This window comes from Streptomyces roseirectus, assembly GCF_014489635.1.
In the GTDB taxonomy this organism is placed as follows: Bacteria; Actinomycetota; Actinomycetes; order Streptomycetales; family Streptomycetaceae; genus Streptomyces; species Streptomyces roseirectus.
This window is the reverse complement of sequence record NZ_CP060828.1, coordinates 1,422,099-1,447,160: the sequence shown is the minus strand read 5'-3', so window position 1 is coordinate 1,447,160 and position 25,062 is coordinate 1,422,099. Positions and strand designations below refer to the sequence as shown.

Genomic DNA, 25,062 nt, shown 5'->3' with positions numbered 1-25,062 from the left:
GCCCTGCTCCGCTCGCCGGTCGGACAGGGTTGTCACAGGTGACCTGCCCTGCGGAATCGGACGCGCAGTCCGGCAGCTCGTCGGCGTCGGATCAGATGTTCAGGGTCCCGAGAAGCCTTCCGGAGCAGTCGTTGTCGATGGTTTCGACCGAGGCGGTGTAGGAGGTTCCGGGAGTCGGCGGGGTGCCGGGGGTAGGGGTGGATTCGGTCATCTCGGGGGTGTGGTCCGCGAGCAGGTCGTAGAGGTTGGGCATTTCGGCTCCGTGGTGTCGGTGGCGGGACTGCTGCGCAGCGTGCAGAGCAGCAGGACGAGGAAGATCAGGGCGGAGACGACGACCAGTGTCACGGCATCGCGCAGGACCGTGAGAACGGTTCTGACGGTCTCCTCGCCAGCGCCGACGTGCTCGACGTATCCGGCGGCCAGCGACTTCTGGACGGGATGAGGCATCTGGGCGACGAGTCCGGTGTCCATCCGACCCAGAACCGCACGTCCGGCCATGACCGCGCAGGCTCCGGCCACGGCCAGGAGAGCGAGCAGGCACGACAGGACCCACGCGGCGGTGAGCGGCCACGGTCCGGAGATCATGTCGTGGGTCCGTGAGACGAGGCCGACGGTCAGGGCCAGCGAGACGGTGGCCAGAGCGCCGGCCCGGTTGCGGATGCGGTCCAGGTCGGCCGCCTGCCGGTCGAATTGGCGGCGGCCTTCCTCGATCACCAAGGTGAGGTCGTCGGGCTGGAGGTGGTCGAGGGTGACGGTGGAAACGTGAGGTTCGGCGAAGGTGGGCAGCGAGCGGCCCGGCCACAGGACGGCGGCGCAGTACACCAGGTAGAGGCGAGCTTCGGCGAACCGGCCGGTCACGGTCGACATTCAGCGTCTCCCAGCCAGCCGGCGAGGTGATCGGCGATCTGCGCGGTCGCGTTGTCCGGCAGGAACAGCCACTGGCCGCCGGGATTGAGGTCGAGGAAAACGGGTCCGTCCGCGTCGACGATCCAGTCCTGACAGGTGAAGCCGGTTCCGAGCCGTGCGGCGAGTTCGAGAGCAGCGCGTTCTGCCTGCGGCCACCGGGACGAAGGACGGAAGGCGTGGTGCGCCGCAGGAGAGCGGCGCCAGTCGAGTGGCAGCCCTGTTGCGTCGAGTTCGGCTGTCCAAGCGTGGTCGGTGACCGTGGCGATCCGCAGATGCGTCCGTGCTGTGAGGCGCTGCTGAGCGAGGAAGGGGGCGTCGAGCAGATCGGTTCCGTCGAGATCGGCGGCGTTCACCGTGCGCGCGTGCACGACGTGCTCCTGGCCGTCGACACCTGTGAAGTTGGCCGGTCCCAAGGGCTTGACGACGAATGGCTCACCGAGGACTGCCGTCAGGTCGGCCGCTAGGCCGTTGACGACAGTCGTAGGGGTGCGGACACCCGCGGCATGAGCCGTCCGGTACTGCACGATCTTGTTCTCGGCTGCGAAGAGAGCGTCGACGGGAGTCAGCCAGGTGATGCTGTCGTCTCTCAGGAGAGCGGCCAGGAGCGTCATGCGCGCGGCGAGCGCGGCGGCGGCCGGACCACCGAGCACGGCGCCGGCGTCCCAACCCGCCGGTGCGAGCCGCCGGATCCACCCTCGGGCGGGATTGTCCACGCCGAGGCGCACGGGTCGTCCGCACTGATCGAGCAGGGTGATGTGCTGGAGATCGAGATAGTGCAGTGTGTCGGGCAGCGAGGCGGCGTCGACGACGATCGTGCCGCGGCGTGGGAGCCGGGCCAGCACCGCCGCCATGTGCGGGTCTTGAGGATCACCGACCAGCAGAGCCGGAGGATGCCGATCGGCGGTTTCCGACGCTTCGGACGGCGTGCCTCCGTTCCGGGACGCGGCGGACGATCTCATACCGGGATCGTATAGGTATGCGCGGTGACGTACGGCGCAGACCGGTTTCCGCGCTTTCCGCTCGCCCCGTCGCAGTTACTGAGTAACACCGTCCTTCGCGTAGAAGGGCCCACTGGGCGTTGGTACATCGACGGAGGGCCTGGATGCGGCGTGTTTACGGTCGTAGAACGTAGCGTCAAGGCCGAAGCAGGTCGCCGCTGATCTTCCCAGGATTTCGGGGGATTGGGCGACGCCATCGAAACCGGCAAGCCGGTCGGCGGTGCCGAAGAACCTTATAGCCGGTGGCGTCCGGGAACTCGGTGCCGAGGGCGGCGACCGGACTGGGCATGGTGATCACGTCGGAGGCCCGACGATGCGGTTGAGTCCCGTACGCCAGGGATTGTCTGTTGGGTGGGTGCTCTGACGGTGGAGCAGAGTTGCAGAGTTGGGGACCAGTTGGGGACCACACGGTGTGCACGATGGTGAACGTGATGGTCGTTCGCTCACAACTCGCGTCCATAATTAGTCTGTTATGTCAGGATAATCCTCCTGACCCTTACTCCTGGGGGTCAAGGGGTCGCAGGTTCAAATCCTGTCGTCCCGACTTTGTGGAGTCGTGGGTCGAAGGCCCCGTCGGAGAGATCCGGCGGGGCCTTCGACGTGTTGCTGTGGCTGCGCCGACCTGAGCGTCGTCAGTCGTTCTCGCAAGGCTGGGAGGGCGGGCTTTCCGGGTGGGTCGACAGGTGGAGGTGGACCGCCTCGGTGGTGCGGGCTGTGTCGCCGGTGGCGAGGAGGTCGAGGAGGGCGCCGCGGAGGACGGCGAGGAGGAGGGTGCGTCGGGCCAGGGCGGGGGCGGTGTCGCGGAGGGCGGGGGGCTGGGCGGTGGCGAGGAGGGTCAGCCAGTCGGTGACGGTGTCGCGGGCGAAGTCGGACCAGGGTCCGTCGGGGTCCGTCAGGGAGCGGGAGTAGCTTTCGACCCAGAGGGTCAGCAGGCCGCGGTGGGTGTCGGCGGCGAGCCAGCGCCACAACTCCCGTGCGGTCTCGTGCAGTTCACCGGTGGGGAGCTGTTCGATGTGGGCCAGTTCCTCGGTGCGGGCCCGTGCGAGGAGGGCACGGATCAGGCCGTCCTTGCTGCCGAAGAGGTACAGCAGGACGCGCGGGCTGGAGCCGATCGCCTCGGCGAGCGGGCGGAGGGACAGGCCGGTGAGGCCGGTGCGCAGGGCGTACGCGTAGGCCGCTTCCAGGAGTTCCTGACGGCGCGCGGAGGGGATTGCTTCGGGCGGAGTCACCGCCGTAGTCTACTGAAACAGTCGTTTCAGTCGCTGGGGGTGCGGGCGTGACGGTGGAGCGCGAGGTGGTCCTGCGGCCGTTGGGCGTGCCCGGTGATCTGGGGTGGGTGGTGATGGCCCACGGGGAGTTCTACGCCCGGGAGTTCGGGTGGGACGCCGGCTTCGAGCGGTTCGTCGCGCGGATCGCCGCCGACTACGCGGACGGGGCCGGGCCGCGGGCCGCCTGGATCGCCGAGGTCGACGGGGCGCGCGCCGGGTGCGTCTTCTGCGTGCGCGAGGACGAGCGGACGGCGCGGCTGCGCATGCTCCTCGTCGATCCGGCGGCGCGCGGGCTGGGACTCGGGAACCGGCTGGTCGAACGCTGCCTGGCGTACGCCCGTGAGGCCGGGTACGGCGCGATCACCCTGTGGACCAACGACGTGCTCGACGCCGCCCGGCGGATCTACCGGAAGCAGGGGTTCGAGCTGGTCGCGGAGGAACCGCACCACAGCTTCGGGCACGATCTCGTCGGACAGACGTGGCGCCGGGATCTGTGACGGGGCGGGGTGGAGCCGGGTAGGGCTTGCCCGGGCCGGGGGGCGTCGCCCACTGGCCTTCGCCCGGCGGCCTCCGCTCACAGCCTCCGCCCGCCGACTCTCGTCTCCCGGCCCCGCGCACCAGCCTCCACTCACCGGCCCTCGCCCCCTGGCTCCCGCGCATCGGCTCCTGCCCCCTGGCCCTCGCCCGCCAGTCCCCGCTCACCGGCCTTCGCCCGCCGGCTTTGCCAACCGGCCCTTGTCCACCGGCTCTTGCTCACCGGCCCCCGTCCTCTGGCCCTCGTCCACCGGCCTCCGGCTTGCCGACCCGCCCCCGCCACCAACCCCCACCCGCTACGCGTCCTTGCGTGCCACACCCCCGTAGAACCCGATCGGCGGCAGCGTCGGATCGGGCGCGGCGTCCGGGCGCCATGACGGGACCGTGACGAGGCCGGGCTCCAGCAGGGTCAAGTCGCCGAAGAATGTGAGGACTTCGGCGTGGGGGCGGGGGTTCATCGTCGCGGAGGCGTTCTTGTAGACGGCGACGGCGTCCGCGCGGCGGTCCTCGTGGAAGTCGACGGTGGCGTGGGTGAGGACGAGGTAGGAGCCGGCGGGGAGGGCATCCAGGAGGGTCGTCATGAGGGCGGCCGGATCCTCTTCGTCCTTGACGAAGTGCAGGACGGCGACGAGGAGCAGAGCGACCGGCTCGTTCAGGTCGATGACTTTGCGGACATCCGGGTGGTCGAGGATCGCGCGGGGCTCGCGCAGGTCCGCGAGGACGACGGAGATGCCCTCGTCGTCGTCCAGGAGGGCCATGGAGTGGGTGCCGACGATGGGGTCGTTGTCGACGTACGCGACGCGGGTCTCCGGCGCGATCTCGCGGGCGATCTGGTGGACGTTGGGCTCGGTCGGCAGGCCGGTGCCGATGTCGAGGATCTGCCGGATGCCGCCCTCGCCGACCACGTGCCGCACGGCGCGCCGCATGAAGTCGCGGTTCGCCCGGACGGCCACCTTCACCTCGGGGGCCGCCGCGATGAAACGCTCGGCGGCCTCCTGGTCGACCGGGTAGTTGTCCTTGCCGCCGAGGAAGTAGTCGTACATCCGCGCCGGGTGCGGACGGCTCGTGTCGATCTTCGGCGGGCGGGTGATGGGGTCGGGGGCGGTCATGGGCGGGCTCCGTCCTGGCGGTGGGCTCCAGAGAGCCGGTCACTGTTCGGACCTCATCTTGGCACGGGGCGAAGGCCGCCCGGCTCCGGGGCCCGCCCGTGAAATCCCGTGCCCCCGACGGCAGTTGACGACCGCCCCGGCTACCGGCCCGAGTTGGTCAACTCCGCACCAGACACGGCCGTTTGGCGTCGAACGTCCACTCCGGGACGAGGTAGCGCATCCCCACGGCGTCGTCGCGCCCCGACAGCCCGTGCTCCTCGTACAGCGCCTCGGCGGCGCGCAGCCGGTCGGGGTCGAGCGTGACGCCGAGACCGGGCGCGTCCGTCACCGCGACCTCACCGGCGACGATGCGCGGCGGCTCGACGGTGAGGCGTTCCAGGCCCTCCTGCCAGATCCAGTGGGTGTCGAGGGCGTTGTACGCGCCGGGGGCGGCGGCACCGCAGTGGGCCATCATCGCGAGCGAGATGTCGAAGTGGTTGTTGGAGTGGCAACCCCAGGTCAGGCCCAGGGAGTTGCAGAGCTGGGCGACGCGGACCGAGCCGGCCATCGTCCAGAAGTGCGGGTCGGCCAGCGGGATGTCGACGGAGCCGAGCGCGAGCGCGTGGGTGAGCTGGCGCCAGTCGGTGGCGATCATGTTCGTGGCCGTCGGCAGCCCGGTCGCCCGGCGGAACTCCGCCAGGATCTCCCGCCCGGAGAAACCGCCCTCGGCGCCGCAGGGGTCCTCGGCGTAGGCGAGGGTGCCGCGCAGCGGACGGCACAGCTCGACCGCCTCGGCCAGCGACCAGGCGCCGTTGGGGTCGAGGGTGATCCGCGCCTCGGGGAACCGCTCCTTGAGCGCCAGGGCCGCCTCGACCTCGTCCGCGCCCGCCAGCACACCGCCCTTCAGCTTGAAGTCCCGGAACCCGTACCGCTCGTACGCCGCCTCCGCCTGCCGCACGACCGCCTCCGGCGTGAGGGCTTCCTCGCGGCGCACCCGGTACCACTCCACGTCCGCGCCGGGCTCGCGCACGTACGGCAGGTCGGTGCGGTCGGGGTCGCCCACGTAGAAGAGGTAGCCGAGCACGCGGACGGCGTCCCGCTGCTTGCCGTCCCCGAGGAGGGCCGCGACGGGCACCTCCAGGTGCTGCCCCAGGAGATCCAGGAGCGCCGACTCGATCGCCGTGACGGCGTGGACGGTCGTCCTGAGGTCGAAGGTCTGCTCGCCTCTGCCGTGCGCGTCCCGACCGGCGAAGGTCTCCGACACCGCCCGCAGCACCCGCTTGTGGTCGCCCAACTCGCTTCCCACGACCAGGGGTTCGGCGTCGCGCAGGGTGCGGGTGATGGCCTCCCCGCCCGGGACCTCGCCGAGACCGACGCGGCCGGCGGAGTCCTCGACGACCAGGACGTTGCGGGTGAAGAAGGGGGCGTGCGCGCCGGAGAGGTTCAGGAGCATCGAGTCGCGGCCCGCGACGGGGTGCACGGAGTAGCGGGTGACGACGGGCTGGGGCATGACGGGGATCCCTTTCAGGTGCCGATGGTGTCCAGGACCAGTTCCAGCAGCAGCACGCCGCCGAGGCCCAGGACCGCGAGGACGGTCGTGTACGTCGTGCGCGTCTTGAGGGCCTGCACGACGGACAGGTTGAAGTACTCCTTGAACATCCAGAACCCCGGATCGTTCACATGGGAGAACGCGATCGAGCCGCAGGACACGGCGAGGACCATGATCTCGGCATGCACCCCGCTGCCCGCGACGAGCGGCAGGACGACACCGGAGGCGGTGACGACGGCGACGGTCGCCGAGCCGAGCGCGACCCGCAGGATCACCGCGACCAGCCAGGCGAGGACGATCGGCGAGATCGACCAGCCGTCGGTGGCGTCCTTGATGTAGTCGGATATCCCGCCCTCCACCAGCACCTGCTTGAACGCGCCGCCCGCCCCGATCACCAGCAGGATCATCGCCATCGCCTGCGCCGCGCCCCGGCAGGACGCGCTGACCTCCTCCAGGCTCCGCCCGATCCGCGGCCCGAACGCCCAGATCGCGACGAGGAGCGTCAGCAGCAGCGCGACCGGCGCCGAGCCGGCGAACTCCACGGTGTGGACGAGGCCCGACTCCGAGTCGGTCGCCATGTCGGTGACGGCGGCGCCCGCGATCAGCGCGACCGGCAGCAGCGCGACCCCCAGCGACCAGCCGAGGCCCGGCAGCTCGTCCTCCTCGAAGACCCGCTCGCCGACCAGTCCCGTCGGCAGGCTCGGGTTCATCGCGCGGACGAACGGCAGCCGCGGCCACACCAGGGCGATCGCCGCGCCGATCGGGACGGCGATGAACAGGCCGTAGAACAGGGTGAGTCCGACGGACGCGTGGAAGGTCGCGGCGACGGCCGTGGGGCCCGGGTGCGGCGGCAGGAAGCTGTGCATCGTCGACAGCGCGATCGACATCGGCAGGCCCACCCACAGCAGGTTCGCGCCCGTGACCCTGACCAGGGTGAACGCCACCGGCACGATGATGACGAACGCCACCTCGTAGAACATCGTCACGCCGATCAGCATCGCCGTCAGCACCATCGCGGCCTGCACGCCGCGCGGCCCGCACACGGCGAGCAGCCTGTCCGCGATGCGCTGCGCCGCGCCCGAGTCGCCCATCACCCGGCCGACCATCGCGCCGAGCCCGATCGTCAGCATCGTGTCGCCGATCTGCCCGCCGACGCCGTCCGCGAGGACGTCCGGGATCGTCGCCACCGGGACACCTCTGACCAGCGCGACGCCGACGGCGACCAGGAGGAGGGCGGCGAAGCCGTTGAGCTTGAGCCTCGTCATGAGGAACAGGAGGACCAGGACGCTGATCCCGACGACCACGAGCGGCATGTGCGGTTCCTTTTCGGGCGAACGGAAACGCTGGCTATGTCCTGCGACTGTCTGTGCACGGCAACTGTCTATGTCCTGAGACGAAGGTTAGATATGTGGACGGGAGTTAATCAATGAGCGTGCAGGGACGGAATGACACGGGTGGGCGGCGCGGAAACGGTTCGCTCGCGCGGTCCCTACTCACCGGTCACTTCTGGACTACGCTGGGATCATGCCCTCCGCTCGCCGCACCGCCCGCCAGGCGGACCTGCTGGAACGTCTCGTCGCACTGGTCACGGCGGAAGGGTTCGCCGATCTCACGCTGGACGACCTCGCGGAGCGGCTGCGGTGCTCCAAGACGACCCTGTACCAACTGGCGCGCAGCAAGCAGGGGTTGGTCGTCGAGGCGGTCAAGCACTACTTCCGGGGCGCCACCGAGGCCGTCGAGAAGCGGGTCGCGCAGACCGCCGACCCCGCCGACCGGGTCCGGGTCTACCTGACGGCCGTCGCCGAACAACTGCGCCCGCTCTCGCGCCGGTTCGTCGACGACGTGGCCGAATTCCCGCCCGCGCGCGAGGTGTACGAGGCGAACACACGCTGGGCGTCGGAGCGGGTGCGGCAGTTGATCGCGGACGGGGTCGCGCACGGGGCGTTCCGGGACGTGCACGCCGGGTTCGTCGGGGAGGTGGCGGCGGCGACCATGCGGCAGATCCAGGGGGGCGAGCTGAAGGCGCGGACCGGGCTGTCGGACGCGGAGGCGTACGAGCAGTTGGCCTCGCTGATCGTGCACGCGGTGTCGTCGTAGTCGTGGGCCGGAGGTAAGTCGTATTACCCGACCTTTGCCGGAAGCGGCAGAGCACTGTTCCCGCACGCCTCACTGGAGTACTGTTAATGATACGCAGGTACTCGTTCCAGTATCGTTTTCCTTCCGGGGAGGCCACCGTGCCCGCCACTCGCGCCCTGCCCACCGAGGACGCCCTCGACCTCGTCCGGCTCACGCGGACCCTCGCCACGAAGGAGCTGGCGCCGCGCGTCGCGGACGCGGAGGCCGAGGCGGAGTTCCCCCGGGACGTCTTCCGCACGCTCGGCCGCAGTGGTCTGCTGGGGCTGCCGTTCGCGGAGGAGGACGGCGGGGCGGGCCAGCCGTACGAGGTCTACCTCCAGGTCCTCGAAGAGGTCGCCGCCGTCTGGTCGAGCGTCGCCGTCGGGATCTCCGTGCACGCCCTGTCCTGCTTCCCGCTGGCCCGGTTCGGGACGGCGCGGCAGCGCGCCGAGTGGCTGCCCGAACTGCTCGGCGGGGAACTGCTGGGCGCGTACTGCCTCTCCGAGCCGCACGCCGGCTCCGACCCGGCGGCCATGCGTACGCGCGCGGTGCGCGAGGGCGACGAGTACGTCATCAACGGCGCCAAAGCCTGGACCACGCACGGCGGTTACGCCGACTTCTACACCGTCATGGCGCGCACGTCCGAGGACCGCACGCACGGCATCACCTGCTTCCTCGTCCCCGCCGGCACCCCGGGGCTCAGCGCCGACCCGCCGGAGCGCAAGATGGGGCTGACCGGTTCGGCGACCGCGACGATGCGGTTCGACGACGTCCGGGTGCCGGTCGCCCGGCGGATCGGGGAGGAGGGCCAGGGCTTGCGGATCGCGCTCGCCTCGCTGGACTGCGGACGGCTCGGGATCGCCGCCGTCGCCACCGGCCTCGCGCAGGGGGCCCTCGACCACGCCGTGCGGTACGCGCGCGAGCGCGAGACGTTCGGCAAGCCGATCATCGAGCACCAGGGGCTCGCGTTCGTCCTCGCGGACATGGGCGCGGCCGTCGAGTCCGCGCGCGCGACGACGCTGGCCGCCGCGCGGCTGAAGGACCAGGGGCTGCCGTTCACCAGCGAGGCGTCCATCGCCAAGCTCGTGGCCACGGACAACGCGATGAAGGTGACCACGGACGCCGTCCAGGTCCTCGGCGGGTACGGCTACACGCGGGACTTCCCCGTCGAGCGGTACATGCGCGAGGCCAAGGTCATGCAGATCTTCGAAGGAACGAACCAGATCCAGCGCATGGTGATCTCGCGTGCGCTGGACCGGAGCGAGGGCGGTGCGCTCACCGTCCTCGGCAAGGAGTGATGATGCAGCTCGCACAGACCGCCGCGCTGGTCACGGGCGGGGCGTCCGGTCTCGGCGCCGCGACGGCCAGGGCGTTCGCCGAAGCCGGTGCGCAGGTGTTCGCCGTCGACCTCAAGTCCGGGATCGACAACGCGCCCTCGGTGGACGGGGTGACGTACGTCGCCGCCGACGTCACCGACCCCGAGCAGGTGGCCGCCGCCGTCGCCACCGCCGCTGGGGCGGACGTGCCGCTGCGGGCCGTCGTCAACTGCGCCGGGATCGGGCCGTCCATGCGGATCCTCGGGAAGAAGGGGGTGCACGATCTCGCGCTGTACGCGAAGGTCGTGCAGATCAACCTCGTCGGGACGTTCAACGTGCTCGCGCTCGCGTCCGAGGCGATCGCCGCGACCGAGGCGGACGGTGACGGGCAGCGCGGGGTGATCGTCAACACGGCGTCCATCGCCGCGTACGACGGGCAGGTCGGGCAGGCCGCCTACGCGTCGTCCAAGGGCGGTGTCGTCGGGCTGACGCTGCCCGCCGCGCGGGATCTCGCGCAGTACGGGATCCGGGTGTGCACGATCGCCCCGGGCATCGTGGACACGCCGATGATGGGGACGGTCTCGGAGGAGTTCCGGACGTCCCTGGAGGCGGGCGTGCCGTTCCCGCACCGGTTCGCCTCGCCGGAGGAGTACGCGAAGCTGGCGCTGGCGATCGTCGACCACGACTACCTGAACGGGGAGACGATCCGGATGGACGGGGCGTTGAGGATGGCGCCGAGGTAGGCCCTACGTCCGCACCAGGAGCTGGAAGTCGAAGGCGTACCGGGACGCCCTGTAGATGTGCGTCCCGTACTCCACCGCGCGGCCCGTGTCGTCGTACGCCGTTCTCTGCATCGTCAGGAGCGCCGCGCCCGGGGTTTCCTCAAGGAGCTTTGCTTCCTCGGGAGTTGCCGCGCGGGCGCCTATGGTCTGGCGGGCGCTGTGGAGGGTGATGCCGGCCGTGCGGAAGAGGGTGTAGAGGCCGGTGGATTCGAGGTGGGGGGTGGAGAGGTCGAGGAGGTTCGGGGGGAGGTAGTTGGAGAGGCGGGCGACCGGCTGGCCGTGCGTCGCGCGCAGGCGTTCGATGTGGATGACCTCGCTGCCTTCGGGGACGGCGAGGGCGGCGGCGACATCGGCGGGCGCGGGGAGGACTTCGTTGCGGACGACGACCGTGGTGGGGCCCTGGCCCGCGGCGGCGAGGTCGTCGTACAGGCTGCTCAGTTCGAGGGGGCGTTTCACCTGACTGTGCACGACCTGTGTGCCGACGCCCCGGCGGCGGACCAGGAGGCCCTTGTCGACGAGTGACTGGATGGCCTGGCGGACGGTCGGACGGGAGAGGCCGAGCCGGTTCGAGAGGTCGATCTCGTTGCCGAGGAGGTTGCCCGGCGCCAGCTCGCCGTGCTCGATCGCCGCCTCCAGCTGCTGGGCGAGCTGGTAGTACAGCGGGACGGGGCTGCCCCGGTCCAGCGCGAAGTGCACGGCGTCCAGCGCGGAGGCGGACACGGCGCGGGCCCGCGCACCGGTCTTCGGCATGCGAGGCACCTCCTCGGGGGTAGAGATCGGCTCCGGAGTGTGCGTTCCTCAGGTGTAGGTCCCGGTGGCCACCCCTGTCAATGATTTGTTCTGACATTCTGACCTGTTCCTGAAGTAATGTCTTAACAAAGTATTGACACCGGGTTCGGCAGGGGCTTTGATCCCGTCCCAACAGCGCAGCGTCCCGCACAGTGAGGTGCCGGAAAGATGGACAGTGCAACGCCAGCCCGCCCCCGCAAACTCGTCCCCGTCGTGGCCCTCGCCGCCGCCGCGGCCCTGACCCTCGCGGGATGTTCCAGCAGCTCAGGCGGCAAGAAGGCCGAGGAGCGCGCCGCGTCCGGCGCCTCCGCAGGGAAGGCCACCACGCCGCGGATGAAGGTCGCCCTCGTCACCCACGCCGCCCCCGGCGACACCTTCTGGGACACCGTCCGCAAGGGCGCCGAGGCCGCGGCCCAGAAGGACAACATCGAACTCGTCTACTCCCACGACCCGATCGCCGGCAACCAGGCCAACCTGGTGCAGAACGGCATCGACCAGAAGGTCGACGGCATCGCCGTCACCCTCGCCAAGCCCGACGCGCTGAAGGCCGTCCTCGCCAAGGCGCAGCGGGCCGGGATACCCGTCGTCGGCCTCAACTCCGGTATGAGCGACTGGAAGCGGCTCGGCCTCCTCGAATTCTTCGGGCAGGACGAGGCCGTCGCGGGCGAGGCGTTCGGCAACCGGCTGAACACCGACGGCGCGAAGAAGGTCGCCTGTGTCATCCACGAACAGGGCAACGTGGGCCTCACCCAGCGCTGCGACGGCCTGAAGAAGACCTTCAAGGGCACCACCGAGATCCTGTACGTCAACGGCACCGACATGCCGTCCGTACAGTCGACGATCACCGCCAAGCTCCGCCAGGACACCGCGATCGACCACGTCGTCACCCTCGGCGCCCCGTTCGCGTTCACCGCCGCCAAGTCGGTCTCCGAGGCGGGCTCGAAGGCGAAGGTCGCGACCTTCGACCTCAACAAGGAACTCGTCAAGGCGGTCCAGGCCGGCACGATCACCTTCGCCGTCGACCAACAGCCCTACCTCCAGGGCTACCTGGCCGTCGACGGGCTGTGGCTCTACAAGAACAACGGCAACTACAGCGGCGGCGGCGAGCAGGCCGTCCTGACCGGGCCCGCGTTCGTCGACAAGACCAACGTCGCGAAGGTCGCCGAGTACGCGGCGAAGGGGACCCGGTGATGAGCACCGCACAGCTCGCCCCCCTCAAGGACGGCCGCACCAGGGAACGCGCCCTGGCCGTACGGTGGTTGGCGCGCCCCGAGGTCGGCGTCTTCCTCGGCGCGGCGGCCGTCTTCGTCTTCTTCCTGATCGCCGCGCCCACGCTGCGCGACGGCGGCTCGATGGCCACCGTCCTCTACCAGTCGTCCACCATCGGCATCATGGCCCTGCCGGTCGCGCTGCTGATGATCGGCGGCGAGTTCGACCTCTCGTCCGGCGTCGCGGTCATCTCCTCCGCGCTCACCGCGTCGATGCTGAGCTACCAGCTCACCATGAACGTGTGGACCGGCGTGATCGTCGCCCTGATCGTCTCGCTGGCCGTCGGCGCGTTCAACGGCTGGATGGTCGTCAGGACCGGGCTGCCCAGCTTCCTCGTCACGCTCGGCACGTTCCTGATCCTCCAGGGCGTCAACCTGGCCGTCACCAAACTGGTCACGGGCAACGTCGCGAGCGACGACATCAGCGACATGGACGGCTTCGACCAGGCCCGCACGGTCTTCGCCTCCTCCTTCGACGTCGGCGGCGTCGAGATCAAGATCACGGTCGTCTGGTGGATCGTCTTCGCCGCGCTCGCGACCTGGATCCTGCTGCGCACCAAGTACGGCAACTGGATCTTCGCCGTCGGCGGCAACAAGGAGTCCGCCCGCGCGGTCGGGGTCCCGGTGAACTTCACGAAGATCACCCTGTTCATGGCCGTCGGCTTCGGCGCCTGGTTCATCGGCATGCACAACCTGTTCTCCTTCAACACCGTGCAGTCCGGCGAGGGCGTCGGGCAGGAGCTGATCTACATCGCGGCGGCCGTCATCGGCGGGTGCCTGCTGACCGGCGGCTCCGGCTCCGCGATCGGCCCGGTCTTCGGGGCGTTCATGTTCGGCATGGTCCAGCAGGGCATCGTCTACGCCGGCTGGAACCCCGACTGGTTCAAGGCGTTCCTCGGCGTCATGCTGCTCGGCGCCGTCCTCATCAACCTGTGGATCCAGCGCACGGCCACCCGGAGGTGACTTCCATGACGACCGAAGGAACACATGGGGCGGTTCTCGCGGACGACGCCCCCGCGACCGGCGCGATCGTCGAACTGCGCGGCGCGGGCAAGGCGTACGGCAACATCCGTGCCCTGCACGGGGTTTCGCTCCAGGTGCACCCCGGCAAGGTGACCTGCGTCCTCGGCGACAACGGCGCCGGCAAGTCCACCCTGATCAAGATCATCTCGGGGCTGCACCAGCACACCGAGGGCGAATTCCTCGTCGACGGGCGGCCGGTGCGGTTCACCACCCCGCGTGACGCGCTCGCGCAGGGCATCGCCACCGTCTACCAGGACCTCGCGACCGTCCCGCTCATGCCCGTCTGGCGGAACTTCTTCCTCGGCTCCGAGATGACCAAAGGGCCCTGGCCCGTGCGGCGGCTCGACATCGAGCGGATGAAGCGGACCGCCGACGACGAACTGCGCAACATGGGGATCGTCCTCGACGACCTCGAACAGCCCATCGGGACGCTCTCCGGCGGGCAGCGGCAGTGTGTCGCCATCGCCCGTGCCGTCTACTTCGGTGCGCGCGTGCTGATCCTGGACGAGCCGACCGCCGCGCTCGGGGTCAAGCAGTCCGGGGTCGTGCTCAAGTACATCGCCGCCGCGCGGGACCGGGGGCTCGGGGTCATCTTCATCACCCACAATCCCCATCACGCGTACATGGTCGGGGACCACTTCAGCGTCCTGCGGCTCGGGACGCTGGAGTTGAGTGCGGCGCGTAGTGAGGTGAGCCTGGAGGAGCTGACCAACCACATGGCCGGTGGGGCCGAACTGGCGGCGCTCAAGCATGAGTTGGCGCAGGTTCGGGGGGTGGATGTGGATGAGCTGCCGGACGCGGTGGGGGCGGAGGCGGAGGGGGCCGGGGCTTCGGGGGTATCTGAGGGTGCGTCATGAACGCTCCGGGGGGCGGGTGAACCGGCGTTCGGGGGGCGGGACATGAGTGTCTTACGCCGTCCGCTTACGCTGTCCGTGTGTTCCGCATGTTCCGCATGGACAAGATCGTCATCGCGCTGGAAGCCGGCTCTTCGGGGTCGGCTTCCGCGCTGTTCCTGCGGGCGTGGGGGGGGAGTCGGACGCGCCGGCGCTGGTGGAGGCCGGACGGGACCCGGTTCTGCGGCACTGGGGCGGTCTCGACATCGGTGACGAGGGCGATGCCCTGCGGTGGATCGGGGAGCAGCGGCGGGGGTGGGCTCGTGGGGAGCGGCTGGCGTTCGCGGTTGTCGAGGCGGGCGGGCGGGTGTTGGGGCATGCGGTGCTCAAGCGGCCGGGTGCCGCCGTCGCCGAGGTCGGGTACTGGACGGCTGCCGCCGCGCGGGGGCGGGGAGTCGCCTCGGAGATGCTGCGGGGGCTCACGGAGTGGGCGTTCGGGGAGTATCCGGCTCTGGAGCGGGTGGAGTTGATCCATCAGGTCGACAACGTGGCGTCCTGCCGGGTCGCGGAGAAGGGTGGGTATGGGCTTGCGGGGGGTGCTGGATGCGTTGCCGCCGGTGTATCCGTTGGAGGGGCATCTGCATGTGCGGGTGCGGAGTTGAGGCTTGGCGGGGTGTCGGGTCGAGCTTGAGTGGGGTGTTCGGCTGAGGCCGGGCGGGGTGTTGGGATGAGGCTCAGTGGGCTGTCGAGTTGACGCTGAGTAGGCTCAACGCGTCTGCAGAGGAAGGGTCGTTCGGGGTGTAGACCTCCAAGCGGTGGTCCGGGCTGTCCGGTTGGAGCCAGACCTGGTAGTCGACGGTCAGGTCGCCGACGGTCGGGTGGCGTAGGAGCATGGTGCCGACGGTGCAGTCGGCGACCTCGCCCTGGGGCCAGAGGGCGGCGAACTCGGGGCTGTTTATGGCGAGTTCGCCGATGAGTTCGGTCAGGTGGGCGTCTGTGGGGTGGCGGCCGGCGGTGAGGCGGAGGTAGGCGACGTGGATACGGGCGAGGTCGCTCCAGTTGCGGTGGAGGGCGCGGGTGTGGGGGTCGAGGAAGAACATCCGTGGGATGCAGGGGCGTTGGGCGGGATCGTGCGGCGCGTCGAAGGGGACGTGCTCGGCGACCAGCGCGTGTCCGGTGCGGTTCCAGGCGAGGACGTCGCCCCGGCGGCCGAGGATCACGGCGGGCGTGCGGTCGCCCAGGGACGCGAGGAGGGCGAGGACCCGGGGGTGCGGAGTCTCCGGCGCCGGCCGCTTCAGCCGCCGGTGCTGTGAACTCGCCTGCCGGCGCGCGAGGTTGTGCAGGTGGGCCGTCTCGGCGCGGTCCAGGCGCAGCACGCGGGCCAGCGCGTCCAGGACCTGTTCGGACGCCGTGCCCGCCTGGTTCTGCTCCAGCCGCGTGTAGTAGCCGACGCTCACCCCGGCGAGCTGGGCCAGTTCCTCCCGGCGCAGGCCCGGGACGCGGCGGGCGGTGCCGTGGACGCGCAGTCCGGCGCCGACGGGGGTGACGCGACTGCGGAGGGTCCTCAAGTAGGCGCCCAGGGTCTCCAGTTCCATGAGGTGAGCGTAGGCGGGCCGGCGTGGATGGTGGGTGCCCCTGCGAGGTGTACCCATAGCGGGGGGATGGCTGACCGGTGGCGCCCGCAGCACCGTCGTCCACATGAACTCTGTTGATGTCGCGGCCCGTTCGCGGGCCTGGTGGGGGCTGGCCGTCATGCTCGGGCCGGTGCTGCTGGTGGCGATGGACGGGTCCGTGCTGTTCCTGGCGATGCCCCGGATCGCCGAGGCGCTGGAGCCGACCGACGGGCAGGCGCTGTGGATCCTGGACGCGTACGGGTTCGCCGTCGGTGCGCTGCTCGTCGCGTTCGGGGGCCTCGGGGACCGGTACGGGCGGCTGCGGCTGCTGATGGCGGGTACGGGGGCGTTCGGGCTGGCGTCTGTGGGTGCGGCGTTCGCGCCCGGTCCCGAACTCCTCATCGTCTGCCGGGCGTTGATGGGGGTGGCCGGGGCGACACTGCTGCCGTCCGCGCTGGCCGTGGTGAGCGGGCTGTTCGCCGATCCCCGGGAGCGCTCGCGGGCGATCGGGATCTTCGCGGCCACCTTCGCCGCCGGGTTCGGGATCGGTCCCGTGGTCGGCGGATGGCTGCTGAGCGGGCTGTGGTGGGGGTCGGTGTTCCTCGTCAACCTGCCTGTGGTCGTGGGGTTCTTGGGGCTGGCGCCGGTGCTGCTGCGCGAGGTGCGGGGCGGGCGGGGTGACTGGGGTGATCGGGTTGATCTGCCGAGTGTCGTGTCGTCCGCCGTGGGGATCCTGGCGGTCGTCCACGCGGTCAAGCAGTCGGCCGCCGAAGGGGCCGACGCCGGTGCGGTGGTCACGGGCGTCGGCGGAGCGGTCGTCCTCGGCTGGTTCGTGCGGCGCCAACTCCGTTTGGAGGAGCCGCTGTTGGACGTCCGGCTGTTCCGGGACCGGGTGTTCGCGGTCGCCGTGGCCACAGGGTTCCTGCCGCTGGCGGCCTGGTCCGCGTCCGCGTATCTCGGCGGGGTGTACCTCCAGTCGGTTCTCGGGCTGACGGTCCTTCAGGCGGCGTCGGCCGCGCTGCCGGGGGCGGTGGTGCTGACGGTCACCTGTGTCGTCACGCCGGCGCTGGTGATCCGCACCGGTACGCGGGCCGCGCTCGTCGCCTGCCATCTCCTCGTCGCCGCCGGCATGTTGGTGCTCGCCGGTATCGGGACGGGCGGCGGGCTCGGCTGGTATCTCGCGTCCACCGTCGTCGCGGGCGTCGGGTACGGGATCTCCTTCAGCGTCGTCGCGGACACGGCCGTCGGCGCCGTCCCCCTCTCGCGCGCCGGGTCCGCCGCCGCGATCGCCGAGACCGCCAACGAGTTGGGCAACGCCCTCGGCATCGCGCTCCTCGGCTCCCTCGCGGCGTGGGTCCAGCGGCTTCACGGAACGGGTGAACTCACCGGCGTCGGCGGCGAGTCGGGGTACGCGGCGACGTCGGCGTTCGTCGTGGGGTACCAGGTCGCGGTCGTCGTGGCCGGGCTGCTCCACATCGCCCTCGGTGCGATCGCGCTGCGTCAACTGCCCCGTGTCAAGCGAGGGTTCGGGTGAAGACGACCATGGGCTCGCCGGGCCCGTTGTAGTCGTCCACCACGCTCACGTCGAACCCCAGCGAACGGTGGAACGCGATCGACCCCGCGTTGCCGGTACTCGTGATCGCCTTCAACCGCACGGCACCCTGCGCCCGCGCCGCCTCGCCGAACGCCGCGTACAGCTCCCGGCCCAGCCCGGTTCCCCTGGCGTCGTCGCGCACGGCGACGAGATGCACGTACCCGGTACCGACCGGGGTGACGAAGCCGATCAGGTACCCACGGATGCCGTCCTCGGCACGGGCGGTCAGGCAGGTGTCGGGGAACTCCTGTACCAGGGCGCGGAGATGGAGTGCGCGGAGGTCCCGGTCGCCCCAGTAGCGGGGGTGGTCGGCGAGGAGGCGGGGGAGGTCGGTGATGTGGGCGGGGGTGATGGTGGTGGGCATGGGGGGAGGGTGGCATGTGTGATGCGTGATGTGTGATGTGTGGCGCGTGATGTGTGATGTACCACCCTCACCCGCCCGGCACATGACGCGTGATGTACCACCCCCACCCGCCCGGTACACGACGCGTGATGTGCCGCACGACAGCCATGTAGTCGTGCGGCACATCACGCATCACACATCACGCATCACACCCCCGTCGCTCAGCCGCCCCGGACCTCCGAGATGGTCACCGGGCGGTGCTCGTGGAGGGAGAGGGTGCAGGCGTCGGCGATCCAGCCGGCTTCGAGGGCGTCCTCGATGGTGCAGGGGGAGGGGCGGGTGCCGGCGACGACCTCGGTGAAGGCGGTCAGTTCGGCGCGGTAGGCGGCGGTGAAGCGGTCCATGAAGAAGTCGTGGGGCGTGCCGGCGGGGAAGGTGACACCGGGTTCCACCGAGCGGAGGGGAAGCTTGTCCTCCAGGCCGACGGCGATGGAGTCGGTGAAGCCGTGGACCTCCATGCGGACGTCGTAACCGCGGCCGTTGTGGCGGGAGTTGGAGACGACGGCGATGGTGCCGTCGTCGAGGGTGAGGACCGCGCCCGTGGTGTCGGCGTCGCCCGCGTCCTTGATGTAGTCGGCGCCCCGGTTGCCGCCGACCGCGTACACCTCGGTGACCTCGCGGCCCGTCACCCAGCGGATGATGTCGAAGTCGTGGACGGAGCAGTCGCGGAAGATCCCGCCGGACGCGGCGACGTAGGCGGCGGGCGGCGGCGCGGGGTCGAGGGTGGTGGAGCGGACGGTGTGGAGCGTGCCCAGCTCACCCGCCTGCACGGCCGCGCGCGCGGCGACGAAGCCCGCGTCGAAGCGCCGGTTGTAGCCGATCTGGATCGGCACACCGCTGCCCTGGACGGCCTTGAGGACGTCGACGCCCTCGGCCATCGTCTTGGCGACCGGCTTCTCGCAGAAGACCGGCACGCCCGCCTCGACGCCCGCGAGGATCAGCGCCGGGTGGGCGTCGGTGGCGGCGGCCACGACGATGCCGTCCACGCCCGCCGCGAGCAGCGCCTCGGGCGAGTCGACGACCTCCGCGTCGAACTTCTCGGCGGCGGCCTTGGCGGCGTCCGCGAAGGGGTCGGTGAGGACGAGAGAGTCGACGGCGTCGAGTCCGGACAGGGTCTCGGCGTGGAAGGCGCCGATGCGGCCGAGGCCGAGGATTCCGATGCGCATGGGGGTGCAGCTCCTAGAGGTGGTGCGAAAAACAGGGGGGAAGGGGGTTCAGTCGAGGCCGCCGAGGACGTTCTGGTCCCAGTCGATCACCGAACCGGTCACCACGCCCGACCGGTCGGACAGCAGGAGGACGACGAAGTCGGCGATCTCGTCGGGTTGGCCCAGCTTGCCCATGGGCAGCTTCGCGGACGCCTCGGCGAGCCAGCCGTCCTCGGCGCCGTGGAAGGCCCGCTGGGTCGCGTCCTCGCCCTCCGTGGCCGTCCAGCCGATGTTCAGGCCGTTGATGCGGATCCGGTCCCAGCGGTGGGCGTGCGCGGCGTTGCGGGTGAGCCCGGCGAGGCCCGCCTTGGCGGCGACGTACGGGGCGAGGAAGGGCTGACCGCCGTGCGCCGAGGAGGTGATGATGTTGACGACCGTGCCGGGCGCCTCGCGCGCCAGCATGTCGGCGACGGCCGCCTGCATCGCGAAGAACGGCCCCTTGAGATTGACGGCGATATGCGCGTCGAACAGCTCGGGCGTGGTGTCCAGGAGCGTCCCGCGCGCGGTGAGGCCCGCGGAGTTGACGAGGCAGTCGACGCGCCCGTACGCGTCCACGGTGGCCGCCACGGACGCCTTCGCCTGCTCGGCGTCGGACAGGTCCGCGCGCACGTACAGCGCGTCGCCGCCCAGCTCGGCCACCAGCGCCTCGCCCGGCCCGGGACGCCGTCCGGTGATCACGACCTTCGCGCCCTCGCGCGCGGACGCGCGTGCGATCGCCGCGCCCACGCCCTGGCTGCCGCCGTTGACGAGGACGACCTTGTCCTTCAGGAGTGCCATGCCGGTCCCCTTCAGCTCTCGCGCCGCACGGCGCCGGCCCGCAGCGCGTCCCGCAGGGCCCGGGTGGTCCAGCCCTCGGCGAGCGCCCGGCGCACGACGTCCGCCTGCGAGGGCGGGGCCATGCCGTCGACCGGCGGGTCACGGTCGAGGTTGGTGGGGAAGGCGTAGCCCTCGGCGCTCGCGGCGATCACCCGCTCCACCCACGCGGGGTCGTCGGCGTGCTGGACCAGCGCCGGGTAGACGGCGTTGGCGATCGCCTCCCGGTCGACCGTCTCCATGGCCCGCCCGAACGGCGACGACACCTGGAGGAGGTTCGCGACGCGGCGGACGTCGAGCGTGCGGTTGGTGCCGGCCGCGTGGAACACCGCCGGGTTGAAGAACACCGCGTCGCCCTTGGCGAGCGGGAGCTGGACGTGGTGCTCCTTGAAGTACGCCTGGAACTCGGGCCGGTGCCACGCCAGATATCCAGGGGTGTAGGTCTGCGAGTACGGCAGATAGAGCGTCGGCCCCGACTCCACCGGCATGTCGCAGTGCGCGACCGCGCCCTGGAGGGTCAGGACGGCGGACAGCCGGTGCACGTGCTCCGGGTACGCGGCGACGGCCTCGGCGGACAGGAACCCGAGGTGGTAGTCCCGGTGCGCGGTCTGCGCGGCACCGCCCGGGTTGACGACGTTGACCTGCGAGGTGACCTGGTAACCGGGGCCCAGCCACGCGCGCGCGAGGAGCGCGAGGACCGGGTTCGCGTAGTAGTCGGCGAACGCCGCCGGGTCGTACAGGGCGGCTTTCTCCAGGGCGTTCCAGACGCGTTCGTTGGCGCCCGGCTTCGCGAAGTGGTCGCCCGCGGGGGCCTCCGCCGCGCGCTGCTCGTTCAGCAGAGCCTCGAAGACCGAGGTCATCCGGTCGACGACCGCCGGATCGGGGAAGGCGCGCCGGAACAGGACGACGCCGGGGCCGTCGGTGAGCGCGCGCACCAGCTCGGGGAGCAGACCGTCGTCCAGCGCGTCGCTGTCGTACACGAGGACGTTGTCCTCGACGGACGCCGCGCGCGGGTAGTCGGCCGGGTCGGCGGCGCGTTCGACGAGAGCGCGGAAGGCGTCCAGGTCGCAGTCCTGGGGGGTGAGCCAGGTGCCGGGGGTGAGGGCTGAGGGTGCTGCGGGCGCCGGGGGTGCGGCGGGCGCGGCGGGCGCTTCGGGTGAGAAGGACATCCTCGTCCTTTCGGGGCACAGGAGGGCGACTCGGGACGCGGGGTGCCGCGGCTCTGTCATTCTTGTCAGCACAAACCCCTCTAACAACCGGCAGAGGGCCATCAAAAACCCCTCAAGAACCGGCGCCGGCGAGGACGGGCAGCGAGCGGTGAGGACGAGGAGCGAGCTGTGGGGCACCCCTTCCCGATCAGGGAGATCGCACGTCAGGCAGGGCTCAGCGAGGCCACCGTCGACCGGGTGCTGAACGGCAGGGGCGGGGTGCGCGCCTCCACCGAGCAGGAGGTGCGCCGGGCCATCGCCGACCTCGACCGCCAGCGAACCCAGGTCCGGCTGGTCGGACGGACGTTCATGCTGGACATCGTCATGCAGGCGCCGGAACGCTTCACGACGGCCGTACGCGCCGCCCTGGAGGCCGAACTGCCCGCCCTGCACCCGGCGGTCCTGCGCTCCCGTTTCCACTTCCGTGAGACCGGCCCCGCGCGCGAGACCGTCGCCGCCCTGGAGCGCATCGCCCGGCGCGGCTCCCAGGGCGTCATCCTCAAGGCGCCCGACGCCCCCGAGGTCACCGACGCCGTCGGACGCCTCGTCGACGCGGGCATCCCCGTCGTCACCCTCGTCACCGACCTCCCCGCGAGCGCGCGCCTGGCGTACGTCGGCATCGACAACCGCGCGGCGGGCGCCACGGCCGCCTACCTGATGGGCCAGTGGCTCGGCGAACGGCCCGGGAACGTCCTCACCAGCATCAGCAGCGGCTCCTTCCGCAACGAGGAGGAGCGCGAGATGGGGTTCCGCAGCGTCATGCGCGCGCGTCATCCCGCGCGCGTACTCGTCGAGATCACCGAGGGACAGGGGCTCGACGCGACCCAGTACGAGCTGGTGCGGGCCGCCCTGGAACGCGATCCCGAGATCCGCGCGGTGTACTCCATCGGCGGCGGCAACATCGCGACCGTCCAGGCGTTCGCGGATCTCGGGCGCGAGTGCGCGGTGTTCGTGGCGCACGACCTCGACCAGGACAACACGCGGCTGCTGCGGGAGCAGCGGATCTCCGCCGTGCTCCACCACGACCTGCGGCAGGACATGCGGGAGGCGTGCCACACCGTCATGCGCGCGCAGGGGGCGTTGCCGCCGGCGGGGGTGGTGGTGCCGTCGGCGATTCAGGTGGTGACGCCGTACAACATGCCGGTGGGGAGGTGAGGGGGGTCTGGAGGAGGTGCCTCGGAGGGGGGCGTTCTGATGGAGCTGTTCTGGAGGGAGCTGTTCTGGAGGGGGAGTTGATTGGCTATCGCCCGATTATCAGATCGGGCGGTCGTCCGGCTCCACGTCCACCCAGCCCCGGCTCTTCGCCGACCTCGCCATCGCGTCCAGGACGGTCGCGCTGCGCACCGCGTCCGTCAGGGTCGTCCCGTGTGGCGTGCCCTCCTCGACGGAGCGGAGGAAACGGTACGCCTCGATCACCTTCAGGTCGTCGTACCCCATGGCGTTGGCCGCGCCCGGCTGGAACGCCGCGAACTCGCCGTCCCCGGGGCCGACGTACACCGTGCTGACGGGCTGGTCCTGGTACGACGTACCGGCGCTCACGCGCAGCTCGTTCATGCGGCGGAAGTCCCACAGGACGGCCCCCTTGGTGCCGTGCACCTCGAAGCCGTAGTTGTTCTGCTCGCCGACCGAGACCCGGCATGCCTCCAGAACGCCGCGTGCGCCCGACACGAAGCGCAGGAGGCAGCTGACGTAGTCCTCGTTCTCCACGGGCCCCAGAACGCCCCCTGAGGCCAGCGTGTGGCCCGCCGTGGCACCGCTCGGCCGGGCCCGCTCGGGGACGAAGACGGCCGTGTCGGCGGTCAGCGAGGCGATGTCGCCCAGCAGGAAGCGGGCCAGGTCGGCGCCGTGCGAGGCGAGATCGCCCAGGACCCCGCTGCCGCCGCGCTCGCGCTCGTACCGCCAGGTGAGGGCGCCGTCCGGATGGGCCGCGTAGTCGCTGAACAGGCGCACACGCGCGTGGGTGACGTTCCCGATCCCCCCGGAGGCGATCAGGTGCCGCGCCTTCTCGACGGCCGGGGCGTTGCGGTAGTTGAACCCGACGGCCCCCTGGACGCCCGCCTTCGCGACGGCGCCGGCGACCGCGCGCGCGTCCTCGGACGTCAGCCCCACCGGCTTCTCGATCCAGATGTGCTTGCCGGCCTCCGCCATCGCCACACCGATCTCCCGGTGCAGGAAGTTCGGCGCGGTGATGCTGACGGCGCCCACGCGCGCGTCGGCCACGATCTCCCGCCAGTCCCGGACGGCCGACTCGAACCCGTACCGCGCGGCGGCCTCCTCCGCGCGCCCCGGCACCTCCTCCGCGACCGCGACCAGCCGCGGCCGGACGGACAGCCCGGGGAAGTGATGCGGCACGCGCGCGTACGCCTGCGTGTGCACGCGCCCCATCCAGCCGAAACCGACGACGGCGACACCCAGTTCGTTCACGGCAGCAGCCCCTCTTTGGACCGGTCCACACCTTGTCCCGGTCACCCTGGGGGCGGGAGCGCGGGACTGTCAAGAGGCCGGCCCGGGGCGGGACGCTCCTTTGACAAGCAGGCAGCCGGATGGAACGGTCCACGGCATGAGACCGCCCACCATCCGTGACGTCGCCGACCGGGCCGGGGTGTCCAAGTCGCTGGTCTCCCTCGTGCTGCGCGGCGCGGCCCAGGTCCGCCCCGAGAAGCGGGAGGCGGTGCTGCGGGCGATGGACGAACTCGGCTACCGGCCCAACGCCGCCGCGCGCAGCCTCAGCGAACAGCGCACCCGGACCGTCGGCGTCCTCCTCAACGACCTGCGCAACCCCTGGTACGTCGACCTCCTGGACGGCCTCAACCCGCTGCTCCACGCGAGCGGGCTGCGCATGCTCCTCGCCGACGCCCGGCTCAACCGGCGCGCCGGGCAGGACCTCGCGGACCCCTTCCTCGCCCTCCAGACGGACGGGCTGGTCGTCGTCGGCACCTTTCCCGAGGGCGCCTCCCTCGACGCCGTGGCGGCCCGTATGCCGGTCGTCGTGGCGGGCGCGCGCGAGCCGGTGCCGGACGGGGTGGACGTCGTCGCCGCCGACGACGAACTCGGGGGCCGGCTCGCCACCGAGCACCTGATCGGGCTCGGGCACCGGCGCATCGCCCACATCGCCGGGTACGGGGCCGTCGGCGAGCTGCGGCGGGGCGGGTACGAGGCGGCCATGCGCGCGCACGGGGTGGATCCGGCGGGGGACGGGCTGGTGGAGGCCAGCGACATGACCGAGGAGGGCGGATACCGGGCGGCCGTGCGGCTGCTGAGCCGGGGTCCGCGGCCCACCGCCGTGTTCGCCGTCAACGACATCGCGTGCGTGGGCGCGTTGTCGGCGGCCGAGGAGATGGGGGTGCGGGTGCCGGGGGAGCTGTCGGTGGTGGGGTACGACAACACGAGCATCTCGCGGCTGCGGCATCTGTGGCTCACGACGGTGGATCCGGCGGGGCGTGAGGTGGGGCGGGAGGCGGCCCGGTTCCTGCTGTCGAGGCTGGCGGGGGAGGGTGGGGCGGGGCGGGTGCGGTTGGCTGTGCCGGTGTTGGAGCGGAGGGGGAGTACGGCGGGGGTGGGGGCGTAGGGAGGGGCGGGGGAGCGGGGGGTGTAGTGGGGAGGGGTGGTATATGACACATCACGCCTCACCTGAACGGGGGTTCGGGGTCGGGCCGGGGCGCCGGAACCGGCTGCCTCGCCGGGCCCGACGCCCCCTGGGCTGGCTGCCCCCCGGCCAGTTGCCCCCAGAGCTAGCTGCCCCCAGGGCCTGCTCGTC

General features: G+C 71.2%; 25 protein-coding genes. 11 read left to right on the top strand and 14 right to left on the bottom strand.

Features of this window, described 5'->3' with window-relative positions; genetic code table 11:
* Positions 1-91: 91 nt before the first annotated feature.
* From IAG44_RS05905 to IAG44_RS05890, 4 genes are all read right to left on the bottom strand, one after another.
* On the bottom strand, positions 92-253 hold the full coding sequence (locus IAG44_RS05905) for a hypothetical protein (RefSeq protein ID WP_187746064.1): 162 nt from the start codon (positions 251-253) through the stop codon (positions 92-94).
* Positions 208-867, bottom strand: a complete 660-nt coding sequence (locus IAG44_RS05900; RefSeq protein ID WP_187746063.1) for a hypothetical protein — start codon at positions 865-867, stop codon at positions 208-210. Before IAG44_RS05900 ends, IAG44_RS05905 begins: the two co-directional genes overlap by 46 nt.
* A complete protein-coding gene (locus IAG44_RS05895; protein ID WP_187746062.1) occupies positions 855-1,865 on the bottom strand; it encodes an ATP-grasp domain-containing protein in 1,011 nt (336 codons plus the stop codon). Before IAG44_RS05895 ends, IAG44_RS05900 begins: the two co-directional genes overlap by 13 nt.
* A 671-nt stretch (positions 1,866-2,536) precedes the next feature.
* The gene (locus IAG44_RS05890; RefSeq protein WP_187746061.1) at positions 2,537-3,133 is read right to left on the bottom strand and encodes a TetR family transcriptional regulator; all 597 of its coding nucleotides are present in this window, start codon (positions 3,131-3,133) and stop codon (positions 2,537-2,539) included.
* 47 nt (positions 3,134-3,180) lie between these two features.
* On the opposite strand from IAG44_RS05890, the gene IAG44_RS05885 reads away from it, so the two are divergent.
* A complete protein-coding gene (locus tag IAG44_RS05885; RefSeq protein WP_246561532.1) occupies positions 3,181-3,669 on the top strand; it encodes a GNAT family N-acetyltransferase in 489 nt (162 codons plus the stop codon).
* Positions 3,670-4,002: 333 nt separating this feature from the next.
* Here the strand turns inward: IAG44_RS05885 and IAG44_RS05880 are convergent, their stop codons facing one another.
* From IAG44_RS05880 to IAG44_RS05870, 3 genes are all read right to left on the bottom strand, one after another.
* Entirely contained in the window at positions 4,003-4,815 is an 813-nt protein-coding gene (locus tag IAG44_RS05880) for an SAM-dependent methyltransferase (RefSeq protein WP_187746060.1), read from the bottom strand.
* Between the two features lie 157 nt (positions 4,816-4,972).
* The gene (locus IAG44_RS05875; RefSeq protein WP_187746059.1) at positions 4,973-6,304 is read right to left on the bottom strand and encodes an enolase C-terminal domain-like protein; all 1,332 of its coding nucleotides are present in this window, start codon (positions 6,302-6,304) and stop codon (positions 4,973-4,975) included.
* A gap of 14 nt (positions 6,305-6,318) precedes the next feature.
* Positions 6,319-7,656 carry a gluconate:H+ symporter gene (locus tag IAG44_RS05870; RefSeq protein WP_187746058.1) on the bottom strand — a complete coding sequence of 446 codons (1,338 nt, stop codon included), beginning with the start codon at positions 7,654-7,656 and terminating at the stop codon, positions 6,319-6,321.
* A 211-nt stretch (positions 7,657-7,867) separates the two neighbouring features.
* Between IAG44_RS05870 and IAG44_RS05865 the strand changes: the two genes are divergently transcribed.
* The 3 genes from IAG44_RS05865 (at position 7,868) to IAG44_RS05855 (ending at position 10,517) form a co-directional block, all read left to right on the top strand.
* Complete coding sequence (locus IAG44_RS05865) at positions 7,868-8,440, top strand: TetR/AcrR family transcriptional regulator (RefSeq protein ID WP_187746057.1); 573 nt, start codon at positions 7,868-7,870, stop codon at positions 8,438-8,440.
* Between the two features lie 137 nt (positions 8,441-8,577).
* Entirely contained in the window at positions 8,578-9,756 is a 1,179-nt protein-coding gene (locus IAG44_RS05860) for an acyl-CoA dehydrogenase family protein (RefSeq protein WP_187746056.1), read from the top strand.
* Positions 9,757-9,758: 2 nt separating this feature from the next.
* Complete coding sequence (locus IAG44_RS05855; protein WP_187746055.1) at positions 9,759-10,517, top strand: SDR family NAD(P)-dependent oxidoreductase; 759 nt, start codon at positions 9,759-9,761, stop codon at positions 10,515-10,517.
* A gap of 3 nt (positions 10,518-10,520) precedes the next feature.
* Here the strand turns inward: IAG44_RS05855 and IAG44_RS05850 are convergent, their stop codons facing one another.
* Positions 10,521-11,306 carry a GntR family transcriptional regulator gene (locus tag IAG44_RS05850; protein WP_246561530.1) on the bottom strand — a complete coding sequence of 262 codons (786 nt, stop codon included), beginning with the start codon at positions 11,304-11,306 and terminating at the stop codon, positions 10,521-10,523.
* Positions 11,307-11,513: 207 nt separating this feature from the next.
* Between IAG44_RS05850 and IAG44_RS05845 the strand changes: the two genes are divergently transcribed.
* From IAG44_RS05845 to IAG44_RS05830, 4 genes are all read left to right on the top strand, one after another.
* On the top strand, positions 11,514-12,536 hold the full coding sequence (locus IAG44_RS05845) for a sugar ABC transporter substrate-binding protein (protein ID WP_187746054.1): 1,023 nt from the start codon (positions 11,514-11,516) through the stop codon (positions 12,534-12,536).
* Complete coding sequence (locus tag IAG44_RS05840) at positions 12,536-13,576, top strand: ABC transporter permease (RefSeq protein ID WP_187746053.1); 1,041 nt, start codon at positions 12,536-12,538, stop codon at positions 13,574-13,576. The genes IAG44_RS05845 and IAG44_RS05840 overlap by 1 nt, the downstream gene beginning before the upstream one ends.
* A 5-nt stretch (positions 13,577-13,581) precedes the next feature.
* The gene (locus tag IAG44_RS05835) at positions 13,582-14,493 is read left to right on the top strand and encodes an ATP-binding cassette domain-containing protein (RefSeq protein WP_187746052.1); all 912 of its coding nucleotides are present in this window, start codon (positions 13,582-13,584) and stop codon (positions 14,491-14,493) included.
* Positions 14,494-14,656: 163 nt separating this feature from the next.
* A complete protein-coding gene (locus IAG44_RS05830; protein WP_343075721.1) occupies positions 14,657-15,160 on the top strand; it encodes a GNAT family N-acetyltransferase in 504 nt (167 codons plus the stop codon).
* 43 nt (positions 15,161-15,203) lie between these two features.
* Here IAG44_RS05830 and IAG44_RS05825 read toward each other — a convergent pair whose 3' ends face one another.
* Complete coding sequence (locus tag IAG44_RS05825) at positions 15,204-16,064, bottom strand: helix-turn-helix transcriptional regulator (RefSeq protein ID WP_187746051.1); 861 nt, start codon at positions 16,062-16,064, stop codon at positions 15,204-15,206.
* Between the two features lie 103 nt (positions 16,065-16,167).
* Here IAG44_RS05825 and IAG44_RS05820 point away from each other — a divergent pair, with 103 nt between their 5' ends.
* A complete protein-coding gene (locus tag IAG44_RS05820) occupies positions 16,168-17,616 on the top strand; it encodes an MFS transporter (protein WP_187746050.1) in 1,449 nt (482 codons plus the stop codon).
* On the opposite strand, the gene IAG44_RS05815 is transcribed toward IAG44_RS05820, so the two are convergent.
* The 4 genes from IAG44_RS05815 to IAG44_RS05800 all read right to left on the bottom strand — a co-directional run bounded on the left by IAG44_RS05815 (position 17,597) and on the right by IAG44_RS05800 (position 21,266).
* The gene (locus IAG44_RS05815) at positions 17,597-18,040 is read right to left on the bottom strand and encodes a GNAT family N-acetyltransferase (protein WP_187746049.1); all 444 of its coding nucleotides are present in this window, start codon (positions 18,038-18,040) and stop codon (positions 17,597-17,599) included. The two genes, IAG44_RS05820 and IAG44_RS05815, sit on opposite strands and share 20 nt — an antisense overlap.
* Positions 18,041-18,240: 200 nt before the next feature.
* Positions 18,241-19,245 carry a Gfo/Idh/MocA family protein gene (locus IAG44_RS05810; protein WP_187746048.1) on the bottom strand — a complete coding sequence of 335 codons (1,005 nt, stop codon included), beginning with the start codon at positions 19,243-19,245 and terminating at the stop codon, positions 18,241-18,243.
* 48 nt (positions 19,246-19,293) lie between these two features.
* Positions 19,294-20,061: an SDR family oxidoreductase gene (locus tag IAG44_RS05805; protein WP_187746047.1), complete on the bottom strand. Its 768-nt coding sequence runs from the start codon at positions 20,059-20,061 to the stop codon at positions 19,294-19,296.
* A gap of 11 nt (positions 20,062-20,072) precedes the next feature.
* A complete protein-coding gene (locus IAG44_RS05800) occupies positions 20,073-21,266 on the bottom strand; it encodes a phytanoyl-CoA dioxygenase family protein (RefSeq protein ID WP_246561526.1) in 1,194 nt (397 codons plus the stop codon).
* 168 nt (positions 21,267-21,434) lie between these two features.
* Between IAG44_RS05800 and IAG44_RS05795 the strand changes: the two genes are divergently transcribed.
* On the top strand, positions 21,435-22,460 hold the full coding sequence (locus tag IAG44_RS05795) for a LacI family DNA-binding transcriptional regulator (protein ID WP_187746046.1): 1,026 nt from the start codon (positions 21,435-21,437) through the stop codon (positions 22,458-22,460).
* 99 nt (positions 22,461-22,559) lie between these two features.
* On the opposite strand, the gene IAG44_RS05790 is transcribed toward IAG44_RS05795, so the two are convergent.
* Positions 22,560-23,690 (bottom strand): Gfo/Idh/MocA family protein, encoded by a 1,131-nt coding sequence (locus IAG44_RS05790; protein ID WP_246563768.1) that lies wholly within the window; start codon positions 23,688-23,690, stop codon positions 22,560-22,562.
* Between the two features lie 175 nt (positions 23,691-23,865).
* Between IAG44_RS05790 and IAG44_RS05785 the strand changes: the two genes are divergently transcribed.
* Entirely contained in the window at positions 23,866-24,873 is a 1,008-nt protein-coding gene (locus tag IAG44_RS05785; RefSeq protein ID WP_187746044.1) for a LacI family DNA-binding transcriptional regulator, read from the top strand.
* Positions 24,874-25,062: the final 189 nt, after the last annotated feature.

Excerpts from the sequence above, each read along its gene's own strand:
- IAG44_RS05865 (WP_187746057.1), top strand. The coding sequence starts at position 7,868 with ATGCCCTCCGCTCGCCGCACCGCCCGCCAGGCGGACCTGCTGGAACGT.
- IAG44_RS05785 (WP_187746044.1), top strand. The coding sequence starts at position 23,866 with ATGAGACCGCCCACCATCCGTGACGTCGCCGACCGGGCCGGGGTGTCC.
- IAG44_RS05825 (WP_187746051.1), bottom strand. The coding sequence starts at position 16,064 with ATGGAACTGGAGACCCTGGGCGCCTACTTGAGGACCCTCCGCAGTCGC.
- IAG44_RS05800 (WP_246561526.1), bottom strand. The coding sequence starts at position 21,266 with ATGTCCTTCTCACCCGAAGCGCCCGCCGCGCCCGCCGCACCCCCGGCG.
- IAG44_RS05835 (WP_187746052.1), top strand. The coding sequence starts at position 13,582 with ATGACGACCGAAGGAACACATGGGGCGGTTCTCGCGGACGACGCCCCC.
- IAG44_RS05855 (WP_187746055.1), top strand. The coding sequence starts at position 9,759 with ATGCAGCTCGCACAGACCGCCGCGCTGGTCACGGGCGGGGCGTCCGGT.
- IAG44_RS05850 (WP_246561530.1), bottom strand. The coding sequence starts at position 11,306 with ATGCCGAAGACCGGTGCGCGGGCCCGCGCCGTGTCCGCCTCCGCGCTG.
- IAG44_RS05845 (WP_187746054.1), top strand. The coding sequence starts at position 11,514 with ATGGACAGTGCAACGCCAGCCCGCCCCCGCAAACTCGTCCCCGTCGTG.
- IAG44_RS05810 (WP_187746048.1), bottom strand. The coding sequence starts at position 19,245 with ATGCGCATCGGAATCCTCGGCCTCGGCCGCATCGGCGCCTTCCACGCC.
- IAG44_RS05840 (WP_187746053.1), top strand. The coding sequence starts at position 12,536 with ATGAGCACCGCACAGCTCGCCCCCCTCAAGGACGGCCGCACCAGGGAA.
- IAG44_RS05905 (WP_187746064.1), bottom strand. The coding sequence starts at position 253 with ATGCCCAACCTCTACGACCTGCTCGCGGACCACACCCCCGAGATGACC.
- IAG44_RS05870 (WP_187746058.1), bottom strand. The coding sequence starts at position 7,656 with ATGCCGCTCGTGGTCGTCGGGATCAGCGTCCTGGTCCTCCTGTTCCTC.
- IAG44_RS05900 (WP_187746063.1), bottom strand. The coding sequence starts at position 867 with ATGTCGACCGTGACCGGCCGGTTCGCCGAAGCTCGCCTCTACCTGGTG.
- IAG44_RS05820 (WP_187746050.1), top strand. The coding sequence starts at position 16,168 with ATGAACTCTGTTGATGTCGCGGCCCGTTCGCGGGCCTGGTGGGGGCTG.
- IAG44_RS05880 (WP_187746060.1), bottom strand. The coding sequence starts at position 4,815 with ATGACCGCCCCCGACCCCATCACCCGCCCGCCGAAGATCGACACGAGC.
- IAG44_RS05875 (WP_187746059.1), bottom strand. The coding sequence starts at position 6,304 with ATGCCCCAGCCCGTCGTCACCCGCTACTCCGTGCACCCCGTCGCGGGC.
- IAG44_RS05790 (WP_246563768.1), bottom strand. The coding sequence starts at position 23,690 with ATGGGGCGCGTGCACACGCAGGCGTACGCGCGCGTGCCGCATCACTTC.
- IAG44_RS05805 (WP_187746047.1), bottom strand. The coding sequence starts at position 20,061 with ATGGCACTCCTGAAGGACAAGGTCGTCCTCGTCAACGGCGGCAGCCAG.
- IAG44_RS05895 (WP_187746062.1), bottom strand. The coding sequence starts at position 1,865 with ATGAGATCGTCCGCCGCGTCCCGGAACGGAGGCACGCCGTCCGAAGCG.
- IAG44_RS05815 (WP_187746049.1), bottom strand. The coding sequence starts at position 18,040 with ATGCCCACCACCATCACCCCCGCCCACATCACCGACCTCCCCCGCCTC.